Origin of the sequence: Streptomyces sp. Ac-502 (assembly GCF_045222935.1) — a bacterium.
Classification (GTDB): Bacteria; Actinomycetota; Actinomycetes; order Streptomycetales; family Streptomycetaceae; genus Streptomyces; species Streptomyces monomycini.
In genome coordinates this window covers 7,051,766-7,067,449 of sequence record NZ_JBHFFO010000001.1, presented here as the reverse complement: position 1 = coordinate 7,067,449, position 15,684 = coordinate 7,051,766, and the positions used below count along the sequence as shown (strand labels likewise).

Genomic DNA, 15,684 nt, shown 5'->3' with positions numbered 1-15,684 from the left:
GCGGGTTTCCGCCGACAGCACGAAGCCCTCCCCGCCACCGAAGTGACCGGGAGGGCTCAGCCGTGCGGCTACGGCCGTGTCCGGCGCCTGCACGGGCGCCGGCGGACCGTTCGTACGGGGCCGGCGTCAGTCGTTGCCGTTGCCGTTGCCCATACCGGGCGTCGTCTTCTGGATCTGGAGCAGGAACTCCGCGTTGGACTTCGTCTGCTTCATCTTGTCCAGCAGCAGCTCGATGGCCTGCTGCTGGTCCAGGGCGTGCAGCACCCGGCGCAGCTTCCAGACGACGGCCAGCTCGTCGCTGCCCATCAGGATCTCTTCCTTACGGGTGCTGGACGCGTCCACGTCCACCGCCGGGAAGATGCGCTTGTCCGAGAGCTTCCGGTCGAGCTTGAGCTCCATGTTGCCGGTGCCCTTGAACTCCTCGAAGATCACCTCGTCCATCCGCGAGCCGGTCTCGACCAGCGCGGTGGCCAGGATGGTCAGCGAGCCGCCGTCCTCGATGTTGCGCGCGGCACCGAAGAACTTCTTCGGCGGGTACAGCGCGGTCGAGTCGACACCACCGGACAGGATGCGGCCCGACGCCGGGGCGGCGAGGTTGTACGCACGGCCCAGACGCGTGATGGAGTCCAGCAGGACGACCACGTCGTGCCCCAGCTCCACCAGGCGCTTGGCGCGCTCGATGGCCAGTTCGGCGACGGTGGTGTGGTCCTCGGCCGGGCGGTCGAAGGTCGAGGAGATGACCTCGCCCTTGACCGACCGCTGCATGTCGGTGACCTCTTCCGGACGCTCGTCGACCAGGACGACCATCAGGTGGCACTCGGGGCTGTTGCGGGTGATCGAGTTGGCGATCGCCTGCATGATCATGGTCTTGCCGGTCTTCGGCGGGGCCACGATCAGTCCGCGCTGGCCCTTGCCGATCGGCGCGACCAGGTCGATGATGCGCGGCGTCAGCGCGCCGGGCTCACCTTCCAGGCGCAGCCGCTCCTGCGGGTAAAGGGGCGTCAGCTTGCCGAACTCCGGGCGCCCGCGGCCCTGTTCGGGCGAGACGCTGTTGACGGTGTCCAGGCGCACCAGCGCGTTGAACTTCTCGCGGCGCTCGCCCTCGCGGGGCTGGCGGACCGCGCCGGTGACGTGGTCACCCTTGCGCAGGCCGTTCTTGCGGACCTGGGCGAGCGAGACGTACACGTCGTTCGGTCCCGGCAGGTAGCCGGAGGTCCGGATGAACGCGTAGTTGTCGAGGATGTCGAGGATGCCCGCGACGGGGATCAGCACGTCGTCGTCGGAGACCTGCGGCTCGTTGCCGAAGTCCTCGCGGCCGCGGCGGCCGCGGCGGTCGCGGTAACGGCCGCGGCGCCCGCGGCGGCCGCCCTCGAAGTCGTCCCCGTCCTCGTCGGCCCGGCGGTTGTCCCGGTTGTCGCGGCCGTCGCGCTGCTGGCGGTTGCCGCCGCCCTGCTGGTTGCCGCCGTCACCGTCGTTGTTCTTGTTGCGGCGGTCGCGCTGGCCGCGCTCACCGCGCTCGCCCCGCTCACCGCGCTCGCCCCGCTCACCGCGGCCCTGGCGGTCGCCCTTCTGGCCGCGGTCCTGGCGGTCCCCGCGGTCCTGGCGGTCGCCCTTGCCCTGACGGCCCTCGGCGTTGTCCGCGGCGGCCTCGGCCTTGGCGTCCTCGCGCTGTGCGGTACGGGTGTCGGCCTTCGCCTCGGTCTTGCCCTCGGCCTGCGCCTCACCGGCGTTGTCGGGGCTGCCCGCGGCGGCCGTGGCGCGGCGCCGGCGGCGCTCGCCGGCCGGCTGCTCGTCGCTCGGCTGGCCCGGAATGTCGATCTGCTGCTGGCCGGCGCTCTTGTCGGCGGCGGCCTTGCCGTCCGCCTTGCCCGCGGCCTTGGCGTCGCCGTCCTCGCCCGTACGGGCCTTGGAGGTCGCCCGGCGCTTGGGCTTGGTCTCGGCCTCTGCGGGCGCGTCGCCCTTGGCGGCGGCGCCGGAACCGGAGCCGGCGGCCTGCTTCTCCTTGATGACCTCGATCAGCTGGCTCTTGCGCATCCGCGCGGTGCCCTTGATACCGAGGCTGGAGGCGACCTGCTGCAGCTCTGCCAGGACCATGCCGTCCAGGCCGGTGCCGGAACGGCGGCGCCGCGCAGGCGCGGCGGGAGCGTCCGTGGCGGGCGCGGTGGCACTGCCATCGGTGCGTACGCCCATCAGATCGGTGGTGTCGCTCACGAAGGGTCCTTCCCTGGAGCGGGCGTCGGCCTGTCTGGCTCGGCGACCGGTTGTGCTGTCCGGCTGCGGTCCCGTACTTGCGGACCTGGCCGGGGCGGTGGTCCCGCCGGAAATGGCGGAGAGATCAGTTCATGGTTCCGGCGCGAGGAGATGTCTGTGACTCATGTCCGTCACGCCGATTCCGGAGCGTGCTCGCTTCTGCTCAGGCAACTGCTCCAAGCAGTTTGGGAGGCTCCCGGAAGAAAGGTGGTCCCGATGAGGGACACGGAATACCGCGCCACAGAGGCGTCACGTACTCACTTGAGGTTAACACTACCGGATCCAACAAACATTCCCCTCTCGAAGACCGGCAATCGTCGATCACCCGGCGAGCGGCAGCACCGAGGCGCCCGCCGCGTCGAGGGCCAGCCGGTTGGCCGCCCACCCCTCGCCCGCGAGGCCGGCGACCTTGTCGGCCGCGTCCTCCTGGACCAGCGCGAGGACCGTGGGTCCCGCGCCGGAGACGACCGCGGGGACGCCGTCCGCCCGCAGTCGGTTCACCAGGGCCAGGCTCTCCGGCATCGCGGGAGCACGGTACTCCTGGTGAAGTCGGTCCTCGGTCGCGGCCAGCAGCAGCTCGGGGCGCCTGGTCAGGGCCTCGACGAGCAGTGCGGCGCGGCCGGCGTTGGCCGCGGCGTCCACGTGCGGGACGGTACGCGGCAGCAGGCCCCGCGCGGTCTCGGTGAGCACCGGCTTGCCCGGTACGAAGACCACCGGAACGATGGAATCGGCGGGATCCATCCTGATCGCGCGCGCCGATCCGGTATCGGTCCAGGCCAGGGTGAAGCCGCCGAGCAGACAGGCGGCGACATTGTCCGGATGTCCCTCGATCTCGGTGGCCAGTTCCAGCAGCGCCGCGTCGTCCAGCTTCTGTTCGGCCCCTATGGTCACCGCCCGGGCGGCCATGATGCCCGCGCAGATCGCGGCGGAGGAGGAGCCCAGGCCGCGGCCGTGCGGAATGCGGTTGGCGCACACGATCTCCAGGCCGCGCGGCTGCCCGCCGAGCAGGTCGAAGGCGGCGCGCAGGGACCGTACGAGCAGGTGGCTCTCGTCGCGCGGCAGGGTGTCGGCACCCTCGCCCGCGATGTCGACGTGCAGGCCGGAATCGGCCACCCGCACCACGACGTCGTCGTACAGGCCCAGGGACAGCCCGAGGGCGTCGAAGCCGGGACCGAGATTGGCGCTGGTCGCGGGGGTGCGCACCCGGACGGCGGCGGCGCGGAACGCTGGACCGGCCATCGCTCGATGACTCTCCTTGATGTGATGCTGCGGCACTGCCCCGGAGCGCCGCGGCACCTGGGTGCCCGGCCGGCTCATGGGGACCGTTCTGACCTGCCCTGCACACCACTGCGACATGCCGTGGGGAGGGAGTTGGCTGCCAGCCTATCGAAGGAAGGTTCTGTGGCGACATAGGGCGCACAGGAGGCGCACGATGCGTGTCGCGCGCCGCCCACGGCCCACGGCCGCCTTTGCAGCCTTTGCAGGGTTTTGCTCCGTCCGAGGTTACGGGGTTCCTGCGGGCTCCGTAACCCCTTTTCGCGGTGTCGCACGTTCGGGGCGTACTCCCGGCCGCGGGAAACCGCGGCCGGGTGCGTCGCATCTCCGGGGGCGTACTACGCCAGGCCGAGGCGTTCGGCCGCGGCGTCCGCGTCGACCGGGACGGTGACCGGCTGCGGGGCGCCCGCGACCGCCCAGTCGGGGTCCTTCAGACCGTTGCCGGTGACCGTGCAGACGATGCGCTGGCCCGGGTCGACCTTGCCCTCGTCGGCCGCCTTGAGCAGACCGGCCACCGAGGCGGCCGAGGCGGGCTCCACGAAGACACCCTCCTGGGAGGCCAGCAGCCGGTAGGCGGCCAGGATCTGACGGTCGGTCACCTCGTCGATGGCGCCGCCGGACTCGTCCCGGGCGCGCTCGGCGAACTGCCAGGAGGCGGGGTTGCCGATCCGGATGGCCGTCGCGATCGTGTGCGGATCCTTGACGACTTCGCCACGTACGATCGGCGCGCTGCCGGACGCCTGGAAGCCCCACATGCGCGGGGTGCGCGCGGCGATGCCGTCGGCGGCGTACTCCTGGTACCCCTTCCAGTACGCGGTGATGTTGCCCGCGTTGCCGACTGGCAGCACGTGGAGGTCCGGCGCGTCGCCCAGCATGTCGACGATCTCGAAGGCGGCGGTCTTCTGGCCCTCGATCCGTACCGGGTTGACAGAGTTCACAAGTGCGACGGGGTACCGCTCGGAGAGACCCCGGGCCAGTGTCAGACAGTCGTCGAAATTCCCGTCGACCTGGAGGATCTTGGCGCCGTGCACCAACGCCTGGCCCATCTTGCCGAGCGCGATCTTGCCCTGCGGGACGAGGACGGCACACACCATCCCGGCCCGTACGGCGTACGCGGCGGCCGAGGCGGAGGTGTTGCCGGTGGAGGCGCAGATGACCGCCTTGGCGCCCTCCTCCTTGGCCCGGGTGATGGCCATCGTCATCCCGCGGTCCTTGAAGGACCCGGTGGGGTTGGCGCCCTCTACCTTGAGATGCACCTCACAGCCCGTGCGCTCGGAGAGCACCTGGGCGGGCACCAGCGGCGTACCGCCCTCACGGAGCGTGACGACCTCGGTCGACGCGCCGACCGGCAGCCGGTCCCGGTACTCCTCGATGATTCCGCGCCACTGACGGCTCGCGGTGGAAATGGCAGACATGGGTTCCTCTACTCCCCTTCGACCCGCATGATGCTGGCGACGCCCCGGACGGTATCCAGGTCGCGCAGCGCGCCGACGGTCGACGACAGGGCGGCGTCGGCCGCCCGGTGCGTGACGACGACGAGGGACGCCTCGCCCCCGTTGTCGGTCTCGACGGAGCGGGCGGCACCCCCGTCCTTGCTCTGCTGGCGGACCGTGTCGATGGACACGCCGTGCTCGGCGAAGACCGTGGCGACCTGGGCCAGGACACCGGGCTTGTCGGCCACGTCCAGGCTGATGTGGTAGCGGGTGACCACGTCGCCCATGGGGCCGACCGGCAGCTGCGTGTACGCCGACTCGCCGGGGCCGGTGGTTTCGGCCAGCTTGTTGCGGCAGACCGCCACCAGGTCGCCGAGGACCGCGGAGGCGGTCGGCGAGCCGCCCGCGCCGGGGCCGTAGAACATCAGCTGGCCGGCGGCCTCGGACTCGACGAACACCGCGTTGTACGCCTCGCGCACGGAAGCCAGCGGGTGCGACAGCGGAATCATCGCCGGGTGCACGCGCGCGGTGACCGAAGCACCGTCGGCGGCCCGCTCGCAGATCGCGAGCAGCTTGACCGTGCAGCCCATCCGCTTGGCGGAGGCGATGTCGGAGGCGGTGACCTCGGTCAGCCCCTCGCGGTGCACGTCGTCGATGGTCACCCGGGTGTGGAAGGCGATTCCGGCCAGGATCGCGGCCTTGGCGGCCGCGTCGAAGCCCTCGACGTCCGCCGTCGGGTCGGCCTCCGCGTATCCCAGCGCCGTGGCCTCGTCCAGTGCCTCGGAGTACCCCGCCCCCGTGCTGTCCATCTTGTCCAGGATGAAGTTCGTCGTCCCGTTGACGATGCCCAGCACCCGGTTGACCTTGTCGCCGGCCATCGACTCGCGCAGCGGCCGGACCAGCGGGATCGCGCCGGCCACGGCGGCCTCGTAGTACAGGTCGGCGCCGTTGGCCTCGGCGGCGGCGTGCAGCGCGGCACCGTCCGCCGCGACGAGCGCCTTGTTGGCCGACACCACGCTGGCGCCGTGCTCGAACGCGGTGGTGATCAGCGTACGGGCGGGCTCGATGCCCCCGATGACCTCGACGACCACGTCGATGTCATCCCGTTTGACCAGCTCTTTCGCGTCCGTGGTGATCAGCTCGGCGGGAATGCCCGCGCGCACCCGGTCCGGGCGGCGCACCGCGATACCGGCCAGCTCGACCGGCGCGCCGATGCGGGCCGTGAGGTCGTCGGCGTGCGTCGTCATGATGCGCGCCACCTCTGAGCCGACCACTCCACAGCCCAGCAGCGCCACCTTCAGCGGACGCGTACGCATCATTCGACCTCTTTCGCTTTCCCTGCTCGGTCTGCACCAGTCTCACGCACCGGACCGGGAATTCCGGCCCCGGTCCGGATGGCGAGACATCTGTTCCACCATTGTCGGTCACCCGGCGGGTGTGCCGGTCACCGGGCGGGGTGGGGCGGGGCCGCCGTCCGGCCGACGGGGCCCCGCCGCCTCCGCCTCATCCCACGTCGAGCCGGAGCAGGTCCTCCTCGGTCTCCCGCCGGACGATGACCCGCCCCTCGCCCGCCCGCACCGCGACCACCGGGGGGCGCAGCGCGTGGTTGTAGTTGCTGGCCATCGACCGGCAGTACGCACCGGTCGCGGGCACGGCCAGCAGGTCGCCGGGGGCCACGTCGGCGGGCAGGAACGCGTCCCGTACGACGATGTCGCCGCTCTCGCAGTGCTTGCCGACCACCCGCGAGAGCATCGGCGGCGCGTCCGAGGCACGCGAGACCAGCGCCACGCTGTACTCGGCGTCGTACAGGGCCGTACGGATGTTGTCCGACATGCCGCCGTCGACGGAGACGTAGGTACGCAGCCCGTCCAGCTCCTTGACCGTGCCCACCTCGTACAGGGTAAAGGCGGTCGGCCCGACGATGGCGCGGCCCGGCTCCACGGACAGGCGCGGCACACCGAGCCCGGCCGCCGCGCACTCCCGCGTCACGATGTCGCCCAGCGCCTTGGCGATCTCGTGCGGCTCGCGCGGGTCGTCGTCCGAGGTGTACGCGATGCCCAGCCCGCCGCCCAGGTCGATCTCCGGCAGCTCGACGCCGTGCTCGTCCCGTACCTCGGTGAGCAGCTGCACCACGCGCCGCGCCGACACCTCGAAACCGGCCATGTCGAAGATCTGCGACCCGATGTGCGAGTGGATGCCGGCCAGCTCCAGGCCGTCCAGCTTCAGCACCCGCCGGACGGCCTCCGCGGCCTGCCCGCCGGCCAGCGCGATCCCGAACTTCTGGTCCTCGTGCGCGGTGGCGATGAACTCGTGCGTATGGGCCTCGACGCCCACCGTCACCCGGATCTGCACCCGCTGCCGCTTGCCCAGCCGGTCCGCGACGTGCGCCACCCGCACGATCTCCTGGAACGAATCCAGCACGATCCGCCCGACCCCGGCCTCGACCGCCCGGGTGATCTCCTCGATGCTCTTGTTGTTCCCGTGCAGCGCGATCCGCTCGGCCGGCATGCCCGCAGCGAGCGCCGTGGCCAGCTCGCCACCGCTGCACACGTCCAGGTTCATCCCCTCTTCCGCCAGCCACTTCACCACGGCCCGCGACAGGAACGCCTTCCCGGCGTAGAAGACGTCCGCCCCTTCCCCGAACGCCTCCTTCCAGGCCCGGCACCGGCCCCGGAAGTCGTCCTCGTCCAGGAAGTACGCGGGCGTCCCGAACTCCTCGGCGAGCGCGGTCACGTCGATCCCGCCCACGGTGACCACCCCGTCGGCGGAGCGCTCGACCGTACGGGACCACACCCGCGGATCGAGACTGTTCAGGTCGGTGGGCGGAGCGGTGTAGTGCCCCTCGGGCAGCACGTCACCGTGACGGGGGCCTGCGGGGTGGGCGGAGCGGCTCATGGCGTGGAGGTTCCCCTCGGGTACTCGGGTACTCGGGTACGAGTCCGGCGTCGCCGCGCGTACGGCGGCGCCGGGCGGATCACAGACGTTCGGGCGATCACGGACGGCCGGGCGATCGCGGACGGCCGGGACGGTCGTGGACCGTCTCGGCCGATCGCTTCGTCACAGTCGTTCGGGTCACAGTCGTTCGGGTCACAGCCGTTCGGGCGTGGAGATGCCGAGCAGGTGCAGGCCGTGGGCGAGCACCGTTCCGGCGGCTTCGGCGAGGGCCAGCCGGGCACGGTGCACGGCCGAGGGTTTCTCCTCCCCGACGGGCAGCGGCGGACACACCTCATGGCACCGCAGCCAGGCGTCGGCGGTCACTTCCAGATGCCGCGCGACCCGATCGGGCGCCCGGTGCCGCGCGGCGGCCTCGACGACGCCGGGATACTCGGCCAGCGCCGACCAGACTTCCCGTATTTCCCGGACTTCCCACCCGCCGCAGTCGTCGGCCCCCACGTCCCCCGGCTCGGCCGCGAACCCCAACTGCCAGGCGTTACGCGTCATCGCACACGTACGCGCATACGCGTACTGCACCCGAAACCGCCCATTGCTCTCCCGCTGCACCGGCCTCGCGGGCAGCCGCACAGCATCGTGCTGCGCGGGCCGCAGCAGCACCCAGCGGGCTTCGTCGGGGCCCAGGCGGGTGGTGAGGGCGTGCCATTCGTGGGGGGCGGAGGCCACGGGGGCGGAGGCGGAACCCTCCGCAATCCCCGCGGAGGTTGCGTACGAGAAACCCTCCTCGCAAGAAACCTTCACCGGCCGCGGACAAATCACTCCAACCCGCGGCTCCCCCGCCTCTCCTACCTCAACCGCGTCCCGGCCCCCCGCTTCCCCCGCTCCCTCCACGGACAGAATCCGCCCCAAAGCCTCAACCACAACCGCGGCCCGCACACCCGGCGCGGCCCGCAAAACCACCGACGCACCCCCGGCCCCCGGTGCCGGCAACGCTCCCCGCTCCCTCACGCTCCACACGAACTCGGCGCGGGCGGGCCCGGTCAACGTCACATTCAAGAATCCGGCCCCGGCGATCTCCACTCCCGCGACACCGGGAGTCCCCAGCAACCGCCGCCGCAACACCTCCGCCACCTCACGCGGCGGCCGCCCGGCCTCCTTGGCGATCCGCAGCGCGACATTGCAGGCGAGATCGGTCTCACCGCCCCCGCCTTCTCCCGGCATGGGCGCACGCACGACAACCCGCTCCGGAACCGTCACGGAGAGTTCCCCGTCCGCCACGGCACCACGTACGGCGCACAGGGTGGCGCGGGAGAGCTCAGCGGGGGTCACACCCCCCAGCGTATGGGAGAAACGGTCCCCCACCGCCACCACGTTTCACCCACCGGACAACCCGCCGGCCCCACACCCTCCGTCACCGCCCGAACCCTCAGCCGGCCGGCCGGACCACCGACTCCGCATCCCCACCGGCGTCAGCCTCGGCACCCCCCTCTCCTTCCGCCTCCTCCGGCGCCTCCCCGCCGCGACTCATCAGCCGCCGCACCGTACGCACGAGATCCATGGGCTCGAACGGCTTCGCCAGGAACGCGTCCACCCCGGCCGCCTGCCCGCTCTCCACCTCCGTCTGCGTACACGCGGAGACGACGGCGAGCGGAATCCCCCGCGTCCGCGGATCGGCCCGCAGCCGCGCCGCCGTCTGCAGCCCGTCGAGCCGGGGCATCACCACATCGAGCGTCACCACATCCGGAGCGACCCGATGCACGATGTCCAGGCACTCGGCACCATCAGCCGCGGTCACGACCTCGAAGCCCTCCAGCTCGAGATTGACCCTGATCAACTGCCGGATGACCTTGTTGTCGTCGACCACAAGGACCCGGCCGGACAAGCCAGGCACACCTTGAGACTAGGCGCGCGCCTCCGGCCACGTCCGGGTTTTCCCCACTTCCGCCCCCGTGCGAGGGACCTTTCCCCGACGGCCCCCACCCCCACTCCCCCATGCGCTACGCCGCCCTCCCCCGACCCGTTCATGAACACCCCGTCAGAGCTGGTAGTGTTCTACCCGTCGCCGCAAGCAGCGGCCGACACGCCCCCGTAGCTCAGGGGATAGAGCAACGGCCTCCGGAGCCGTGTGCGCAGGTTCGAATCCTGCCGGGGGCACTCGCCGTTCATCTAGGAGCGTTCCTAGGATGACCAGGGCGGATGCCGACAGAAGAGGGCGGGAGTCAGTCTCACTGACTTCCGCCCTCTCTCGTTGTGTGATCTCGTGACGCACCTCCGACACACTCAGGTCATTCGCCAGCATCTCCACCGGTCTGGTTGGCGTGGGTCTTCACTTTCGCCTCGGCTCTCGCAGTCAATGCCTTGAGTCGAGCTCCCCCTCGGCCCTCGCTTCGCTCGTCAGACCTGCAGTCGAGTTCCGGTGGGCTACGAAAGCCGTCTCCGTGATGCGGGCGGCGTGCCACGTGAACTTCGCCCAGGGCTGCCACTTCTCAAGGTGGCCAAGTCGAGCTTCGAGCATGACGACGTAGTCACGAGCCTCCAGGTTGAAGGAGCGGGGAAAATCAGTACCGAACTCCATGAACAGCTGTTCCGCTCCCCCGTCGACCGCGAAGCTTGCAGGGAGCTCCAGCCCATCTCTCATTTTGCCAGCTTCAACATGTCGGCGAAATTCTGGAAACCGAAATAGCCAACCGAAAAACCTATGATCGCACCGCCCCAGAAATCTTCAATAGCAACAAATGGTTGAGCGGATGATTTACGGGCGAACGCCACAAGGCTTGCAAGTACGCCGGTCATTACACCTCGGATCCACGCCATTCCCATTCCATCTGAGCACATCGTGCGCAACGGTAGTTGCATGCCCCACTGCTTTCCGATGTGTTCATCTTGCCTAACTGCGCCTCCAGGTGAGTGCGAGAAATCGGAAGCGGTTATTCCCACACAGGGAGGGTGTCCAGCAGCGGGTGGTGACGAGCGAACCAGATACACCCTCTTGACCGCACTGTAGGTGCACCTCGGTGACCGCGGTGCTCTTCTACTGGGGCCCGAAGTTGTATCTGATGCCTGCCCCGGCCGGGCTGCCGGTGGCCTGCCTGGCCGACCGCAAGATCGACGAACGCCAGGTGCCGGCCGCCCTGGCAGACGACGCGTATTCATCCAGCTCCGTGGTTCAGCCCCTGTTGGTCGCCCCGTAGTCAGGGTCGTACTGGCGCAGCATGGCGACGAAGCTGTCCAGCAGGTCGAGTTGTTCGGCCCTGAGTGATGGCGCGTTGAAGTGCATGACCGTATTGCGGACGTCTTTCACGCGGTTGAGCAGTCCGATGAAGTGGTCCTGGTCGACGAGGGGCCACCCGAGTTTGTTCCAGCGTCCCTCGTCTTTCAGGAGGCGGATGTACTCGCCGAACATCATCTCGTCGACCGAGTTTTTCTTCTTGTGCACCTTCTGGATGTCGGCCTGGTCGTAGACACGTCCCAGGCAGCGCCGCAGTCGGCGCTCGATCTCGCCCAAGGTGAAGAAGGGGCGGGCCACGGTGCCGAACTCGCCGGCGAGGTCGGCGGAGGTGACGATGCCGCACACCTGGCCGTCGGCGGCTCGGACGAGAACGAACTCGTGCGCGCGGATCGCCGGCAGTACCGGCAGCAGATGGGCCGAGGCGTTGACGATCTCGTATTCCGTGGTGATCGCGTTGGCCAGACACGTCGTACGTCCGGTCGCGTGCATGTGAACGATCGATGCCCAGGTGACGACCCCGTGCAGGGTTCCCGACGTGTCGATCACGGGAAGCTGTGAGTATCCGTGCTCCGCCATTCTGCCCATCGCTGCGGACAGCGGCTCATCGGGTGTGGTCGCTGCGACTCTGTGGGCACAGGGCAGGTCGTGCACGCGCATCGCCGCCTGCGGGAACACCCCGACGGCTTCCTCGGAGTCATCGGCCGGGTCCTGCTCGGTGGCGTCATCGCCGTCATCGGTGTCGGCGGCCGCGCCTCGCTCGCGGGCGAGCGGGACGATCGTGACCTCGTCGTCCAAAGCACCGGCCGCGAAGTCAGGCACTGTGTCCAGGCCTGCGTTCGTCAGGTCGAGCCGGACCTGAGGGACGGACGCGTGGTCACGGATCCGGTAGCCCCACAACGACAGCAGGCGCCGGCTCGACAGGGTTGTGCCTTCCAGTCCCTTGACGGTGGCCTCATCCGGCGTTGGCAACGCTCGCCCCCTCGCGCACCGCGGCCTTGCCCATCTCCCGCTCCACGAGTTCCAGGAGCTTGGCCGTCCGGTGCCGGTAAAAAGCGTCGAAGTCGTCCGCGCGCAACGCCTCGGCGTCGATGAGGTGCGTTCCGATGATGTCGTCGAACCAGTCACCCGGACTGCCGGTATGCCGTTCGAAGGCGGTCAGGTACGTCGACGGCGCGCCGGCCCCCATCTCCTGCATCGCCCGGTAGGACAGCGGTGTCTTGTTGACGATGCTGCTCATCCGGCTGCCGTCCACGCCGTTCTGCTCGAACCAGGCCTTCGGGAAGACCTGCCGGATGTCCACGTACTGCCCGATCAGGAACTGCTCGTTGATCGGCTCCCCGTGGAAGTACCAGTCGATCGCGCCCTCCTTGAGGAGAAGGGCGTGGACACCCTTGTATGCGGCGCTGTTGCGTGAAGTGAGCCGGTGCAGGCGCTGTTCCTGGAACGTCGCTTCGGTGACGGTGTCGGGCTCCGCGCCGCCGTCCTTGATCCAGCCGACCACCTGCTCGACATCGCGCACGAACCGGGTGTCCGTGACCCCTCCGTACAGCTCACCGAGGACACCGCACCAATACCAGCGGGCAAGTTTCTCCTGAACCGCCGGCTCCTGCAGCGTTTCGCCGAGAAGGACGGCGATGGCTGCCAGGGGCACCACCTGCGACCCGTACGGCAGGTCACGCTCGCGGAAGACATGCTGCGTGGCCAGGAAGCGGCCCACCCAGGACAGCGCCTCGGCCGTCTTCGGAGCAATCTGCGTGTAGTCGGCCAACGGGAGGTGCAGCAGGTCTCGGCGCTTGCAGCTCACTGCCGGGGCGTTCGTCGCTCCGGGGTGCTCCGCCAGGAAGGCCTGTTTACGCACGTACGTGCGCACCAGCGCGATGGCCTGGAGGAAGTCCAGGCTCGTGAGCCCGGTCTCCTGGCCGTTGTCCTTGTCCAGGGTGCCGAACACTTGGTGTCCGGCGCACAGTTCACTCTTGATGGCCTGCCAGTCCTTGATGAGGCTGAAGTCCTGGCCGCCGTGGCCCGCCGAGTACTGCGTGTCCCCCGCGTAGGTCGCCGTGAGCAGCTCGAAGACGTTGAGGACGACGCCGCCGGTGTTGACCCGCTCGAACACCGAGCACACCGCCTCCTTGTGGGTTTCCTTCGGGAGGCGGATCAAGGGCACCTTGAAGCCCTTGACCGTGTCGATGACCCGGGCCTGGAACGCCGACCACAGGTCCCAGCGGTCGTCGCCACCGCTGACGTAGGCCCTTTGCCACTTTCCGGTCAACTCCGGTTCGAAGATCAGGTTCAGGGGGAACAGGCCGCTCGCGCACTCCTTGTCGCGCGTCGAGAGGTCCTGGCTCGTGCGGCCGTGAGCTCCGCGCACCACCCGGTCCTCGGGTGCGGACACGATCGCCTCGTCACGATCCGCCGCCTGGTCCACGGCCTTGGCGATGTCGACGTAGTACCAGCGCCTGAGCGGCTTGTTGCGCGCACCCGTCGTCTCCACCGGGCGGTCCGACCGGAGCGCCTGGAACAAGGAGGTCAACCGCTGCTGACCGTCGAGCAGCAGTTGCTCCGGGACCACGTGCGGCTGCACATCGGTGCCGTGCAGCGGCCGGGCCTTGAACTGGGCGTCGCCGCCCGTCTCCAGCGTCATCGCGACGCCCAGCGGGTAGTCGAGCGTCACGGTCGCCAGCAGGGCGCGGATCCGGTCGTCGTCCCACTTCCACTGTCGCTGGAAGTCGGGGAGCTGGATCCTGCCAGCCGCCACGTCGTCCAGCATCCTGCCCAAACTGGGCCCGTCCAGAGCCACTTCAAACCCCCACCGACACAGATGCTCCCCTACGTCACAGGGTCGACATGCTACTGGCCACCGGGCATGGCATGACCGAATCCGACCAAGCTTGCAGGGAAACCGCGCCGCGGGCTGACCCACGAGGCCACAGTGACGGCGGACGGCTGGCTGGAGTTCGAGGACGGCCGCGCGTTCTCCAAGCCGTCGCCCGCCCTCGATGCGCAGACCGGGGTCGACATCAACGGCTACGGCAAGTACGTCCTCAAGAAGAATCCCGAGGTCCGGCTCCAGGACCTCCGTGAGCAGCTGCGGGGTGGGGCCTGATGGCGACGTATCTCAGCGTCATCGGGGACCGGGAGCTTCTGGCCCGGGTGCTGGGGAACCGGCGGACGGCCTTCCCCGCCAGGCGTACCTCCGGACTACCGGAAAAGGGTGACGAGCGACCTCGTCCCGCAACTCCTCCCGGGAGTTCCTGAGGTACCTGGCTGCCGCCAAGGGGGATTCGGCCCGGCCGGCCAGAGCCCGTATCGATGAGTTGCTGGAGCTGGTCAATCTCACCGATGCGGTCAAGCGGCCGCTGGGCACGTACTCCGGTGGGATGCTGCGCCGGGTGGGCATCGCGCAGGTGTTGCTCGGCGATCCGCAGGTCATCGTCGTGGACGAGCCGACGGCCGGGCTGGATCCGCAGGAGCGGGTGCAGTTCCGCAATCTGCTCAGCGATCTCGCGTCGGACGAGGTGGTGTTGTTCTCCACCCACATCGTTTCCGACGCGGAGTCGGTGGCGTCCGACATCGCGGTGGTCGCGGGCGGTATCGGGGTGAACGACGTCGCCATGTCGATGTACCGGGACATGCTGGCGCAGAAGGTCACGGTAGACGGCGCGTTCAGTCTGGGGTTCACCTATCTGGACAGGCCGCTGCGGGTGTTCGACTGGCACGGTTTCACGCCGGACATCGGCTACGTCCTGGCCCGGCTGGCGTTCGTCGGCAACGCGGTGGTCGCCGCCCTGCTGCCCGCGCTGTGGTTCCACCGCTTCGACCCTGATCGCGCCGGGCAACCGGCCGGGTCGGCCGAGCGCCGGCGGGAGGGCTCGATGGCCGAGCGTCAGTGGCAGGGTCCGGTGGCCGAGCGTCAGTGGCAGGGTCCGGTGGCCGGGGAGGTCCCCCGCCTGTACGTGGATGAGCAGGCGCGCTCGGCAGACGGGCGGCGGGCCCCCGCTGCGGCCGTGCTGAGGACGCCGCCGCGACCGGGCCGCGTCCTGCTGCGCCTGTGGGTCGATGAGCTGCGCATTCTGGTGCAAGGCGGGTCGGCATGGTGGTGGGGTGCCGGGTTCTGGCTGCTCCTCGGTGTCTGCTCACCGCTGCCGGGCGCGACGCGGCTGATGCTGCCGGTGTCCTGGCTCTGGCCGGTCCTGATCTGGTCGCGGCTGGGCACCCAGCGCTACGAGCACGGTGTCGAGGGCATCCTCGGTGCCTACCCGTCGGCGCACCGCCGGATGGCCGCGGAGTGGGCGGCGGGCGCCACGCTCACCGCCGCGGTGGGTCTGGGGCCGCTGGTCCGGCTGGTCGTCGCCGGTGATGTCACGGGGGTCGCCTGCTGGGCGGCCGGCGCGCTGTTCGTCCCGTCGCTGGCATTGGCGCTGGGTACTCTCAGCCGTACTCATCGCCTCTTCCAGGCGGTCTACCTGCCCCTCTGGTACACGGTCGCCAACGGTCTGCCGGTCTTCGACTTCATGGGTGCCATCCGGGTCGAGGGGCAGCAGGTAGGACTGCCTCCGGTGGTGGTGCTGGCGGTGGCGGCGGTGCTGGTCGCGGTGGTCTTCCTGA

13 protein-coding genes, 1 tRNA gene and 1 pseudogene are annotated in these 15,684 nt (G+C 69.8%); 4 read left to right on the top strand and 11 right to left on the bottom strand.

All coding sequences use genetic code 11. The features are described 5' to 3' along the window. Nucleotides 1-126 precede the first annotated feature (126 nt). From rho to ACEXOX_RS32280, 7 genes are all read right to left on the bottom strand, one after another. Nucleotides 127-2,211: a transcription termination factor Rho gene (gene rho / locus ACEXOX_RS32310; RefSeq protein ID WP_406524534.1), complete on the bottom strand. Its 2,085-nt coding sequence runs from the start codon at nt 2,209-2,211 to the stop codon at nt 127-129. Between the two features lie 360 nt (nt 2,212-2,571). After that, a complete protein-coding gene (thrB, locus tag ACEXOX_RS32305; RefSeq protein WP_406524533.1) occupies nt 2,572-3,489 on the bottom strand; it encodes a homoserine kinase in 918 nt (305 codons plus the stop codon). Between the two features lie 374 nt (nt 3,490-3,863). Beyond that, nucleotides 3,864-4,940 carry a threonine synthase gene (gene thrC / locus ACEXOX_RS32300; protein WP_406524532.1) on the bottom strand — a complete coding sequence of 359 codons (1,077 nt, stop codon included), beginning with the start codon at nt 4,938-4,940 and terminating at the stop codon, nt 3,864-3,866. A gap of 8 nt (nt 4,941-4,948) precedes the next feature. Further along, nucleotides 4,949-6,277 (bottom strand): homoserine dehydrogenase, encoded by a 1,329-nt coding sequence (locus ACEXOX_RS32295; protein ID WP_406524531.1) that lies wholly within the window; start codon nt 6,275-6,277, stop codon nt 4,949-4,951. Nucleotides 6,278-6,461: 184 nt separating this feature from the next. After that, nucleotides 6,462-7,853, bottom strand: a complete 1,392-nt coding sequence (lysA, locus tag ACEXOX_RS32290; RefSeq protein ID WP_406524530.1) for a diaminopimelate decarboxylase — start codon at nt 7,851-7,853, stop codon at nt 6,462-6,464. Between the two features lie 192 nt (nt 7,854-8,045). Then, the gene (gene nrtL / locus ACEXOX_RS32285) at nt 8,046-9,128 is read right to left on the bottom strand and encodes an ArgS-related anticodon-binding protein NrtL (RefSeq protein ID WP_406526541.1); all 1,083 of its coding nucleotides are present in this window, start codon (nt 9,126-9,128) and stop codon (nt 8,046-8,048) included. Nucleotides 9,129-9,276: 148 nt separating this feature from the next. Continuing rightward, on the bottom strand, nt 9,277-9,741 hold the full coding sequence (locus ACEXOX_RS32280; protein WP_406524529.1) for a response regulator: 465 nt from the start codon (nt 9,739-9,741) through the stop codon (nt 9,277-9,279). 191 nt (nt 9,742-9,932) lie between these two features. Between ACEXOX_RS32280 and ACEXOX_RS32275 the strand changes: the two genes are divergently transcribed. Continuing rightward, a tRNA-Arg gene (locus ACEXOX_RS32275) sits at nt 9,933-10,004 on the top strand. Between the two features lie 196 nt (nt 10,005-10,200). Here ACEXOX_RS32275 and ACEXOX_RS32270 read toward each other — a convergent pair. Both ACEXOX_RS32270 and ACEXOX_RS32265 read right to left on the bottom strand, forming a co-directional pair. Then, nucleotides 10,201-10,488 carry a hypothetical protein gene (locus ACEXOX_RS32270; protein WP_406524528.1) on the bottom strand — a complete coding sequence of 96 codons (288 nt, stop codon included), beginning with the start codon at nt 10,486-10,488 and terminating at the stop codon, nt 10,201-10,203. Beyond that, on the bottom strand, nt 10,485-10,706 hold the full coding sequence (locus ACEXOX_RS32265) for a hypothetical protein (RefSeq protein WP_406524527.1): 222 nt from the start codon (nt 10,704-10,706) through the stop codon (nt 10,485-10,487). Before ACEXOX_RS32265 ends, ACEXOX_RS32270 begins: the two co-directional genes overlap by 4 nt. A gap of 158 nt (nt 10,707-10,864) precedes the next feature. Between ACEXOX_RS32265 and ACEXOX_RS32260 the strand changes: the two genes are divergently transcribed. Beyond that, nucleotides 10,865-11,041, top strand: a complete 177-nt coding sequence (locus ACEXOX_RS32260; RefSeq protein WP_406524526.1) for a hypothetical protein — start codon at nt 10,865-10,867, stop codon at nt 11,039-11,041. On the opposite strand, the gene ACEXOX_RS32255 is transcribed toward ACEXOX_RS32260, so the two are convergent. Both ACEXOX_RS32255 and ACEXOX_RS32250 read right to left on the bottom strand, forming a co-directional pair. Next, nucleotides 11,017-12,048, bottom strand: coding sequence for a CBS domain-containing protein (locus ACEXOX_RS32255; protein WP_406524525.1), 1,032 nt, complete (start codon nt 12,046-12,048; stop codon nt 11,017-11,019). The two genes, ACEXOX_RS32260 and ACEXOX_RS32255, sit on opposite strands and share 25 nt — an antisense overlap. Further along, nucleotides 12,032-13,846, bottom strand: coding sequence for a DUF262 domain-containing protein (locus ACEXOX_RS32250; RefSeq protein WP_406524524.1), 1,815 nt, complete (start codon nt 13,844-13,846; stop codon nt 12,032-12,034). The genes ACEXOX_RS32255 and ACEXOX_RS32250 overlap by 17 nt, the downstream gene beginning before the upstream one ends. 162 nt (nt 13,847-14,008) lie before the next feature. Here ACEXOX_RS32250 and ACEXOX_RS32245 point away from each other — a divergent pair, with 162 nt between their 5' ends. Together ACEXOX_RS32245 and ACEXOX_RS32240 are read left to right on the top strand one after the other, a co-directional pair. Continuing rightward, the gene (locus ACEXOX_RS32245; RefSeq protein ID WP_406524523.1) at nt 14,009-14,182 is read left to right on the top strand and encodes a hypothetical protein; all 174 of its coding nucleotides are present in this window, start codon (nt 14,009-14,011) and stop codon (nt 14,180-14,182) included. Nucleotides 14,183-14,315: 133 nt separating this feature from the next. Further along, nucleotides 14,316-14,669 (top strand): annotated as a pseudogene (locus ACEXOX_RS32240) (ATP-binding cassette domain-containing protein); the annotation flags it as partial. Between the last annotated feature and the right edge of the window lie 1,015 nt (nt 14,670-15,684).

Coding starts and splice junctions, on each gene's coding strand:
- thrB (WP_406524533.1), bottom strand. CDS start 3,489: ATGGCCGGTCCAGCGTTCCGCGCCGCCGCCGTCCGGGTGCGCACCCCC.
- thrC (WP_406524532.1), bottom strand. CDS start 4,940: ATGTCTGCCATTTCCACCGCGAGCCGTCAGTGGCGCGGAATCATCGAG.
- ACEXOX_RS32295 (WP_406524531.1), bottom strand. CDS start 6,277: ATGATGCGTACGCGTCCGCTGAAGGTGGCGCTGCTGGGCTGTGGAGTG.
- lysA (WP_406524530.1), bottom strand. CDS start 7,853: ATGAGCCGCTCCGCCCACCCCGCAGGCCCCCGTCACGGTGACGTGCTG.
- ACEXOX_RS32270 (WP_406524528.1), bottom strand. CDS start 10,488: ATGAGAGATGGGCTGGAGCTCCCTGCAAGCTTCGCGGTCGACGGGGGA.
- ACEXOX_RS32265 (WP_406524527.1), bottom strand. CDS start 10,706: ATGCAACTACCGTTGCGCACGATGTGCTCAGATGGAATGGGAATGGCG.
- ACEXOX_RS32250 (WP_406524524.1), bottom strand. CDS start 13,846: ATGCTGGACGACGTGGCGGCTGGCAGGATCCAGCTCCCCGACTTCCAG.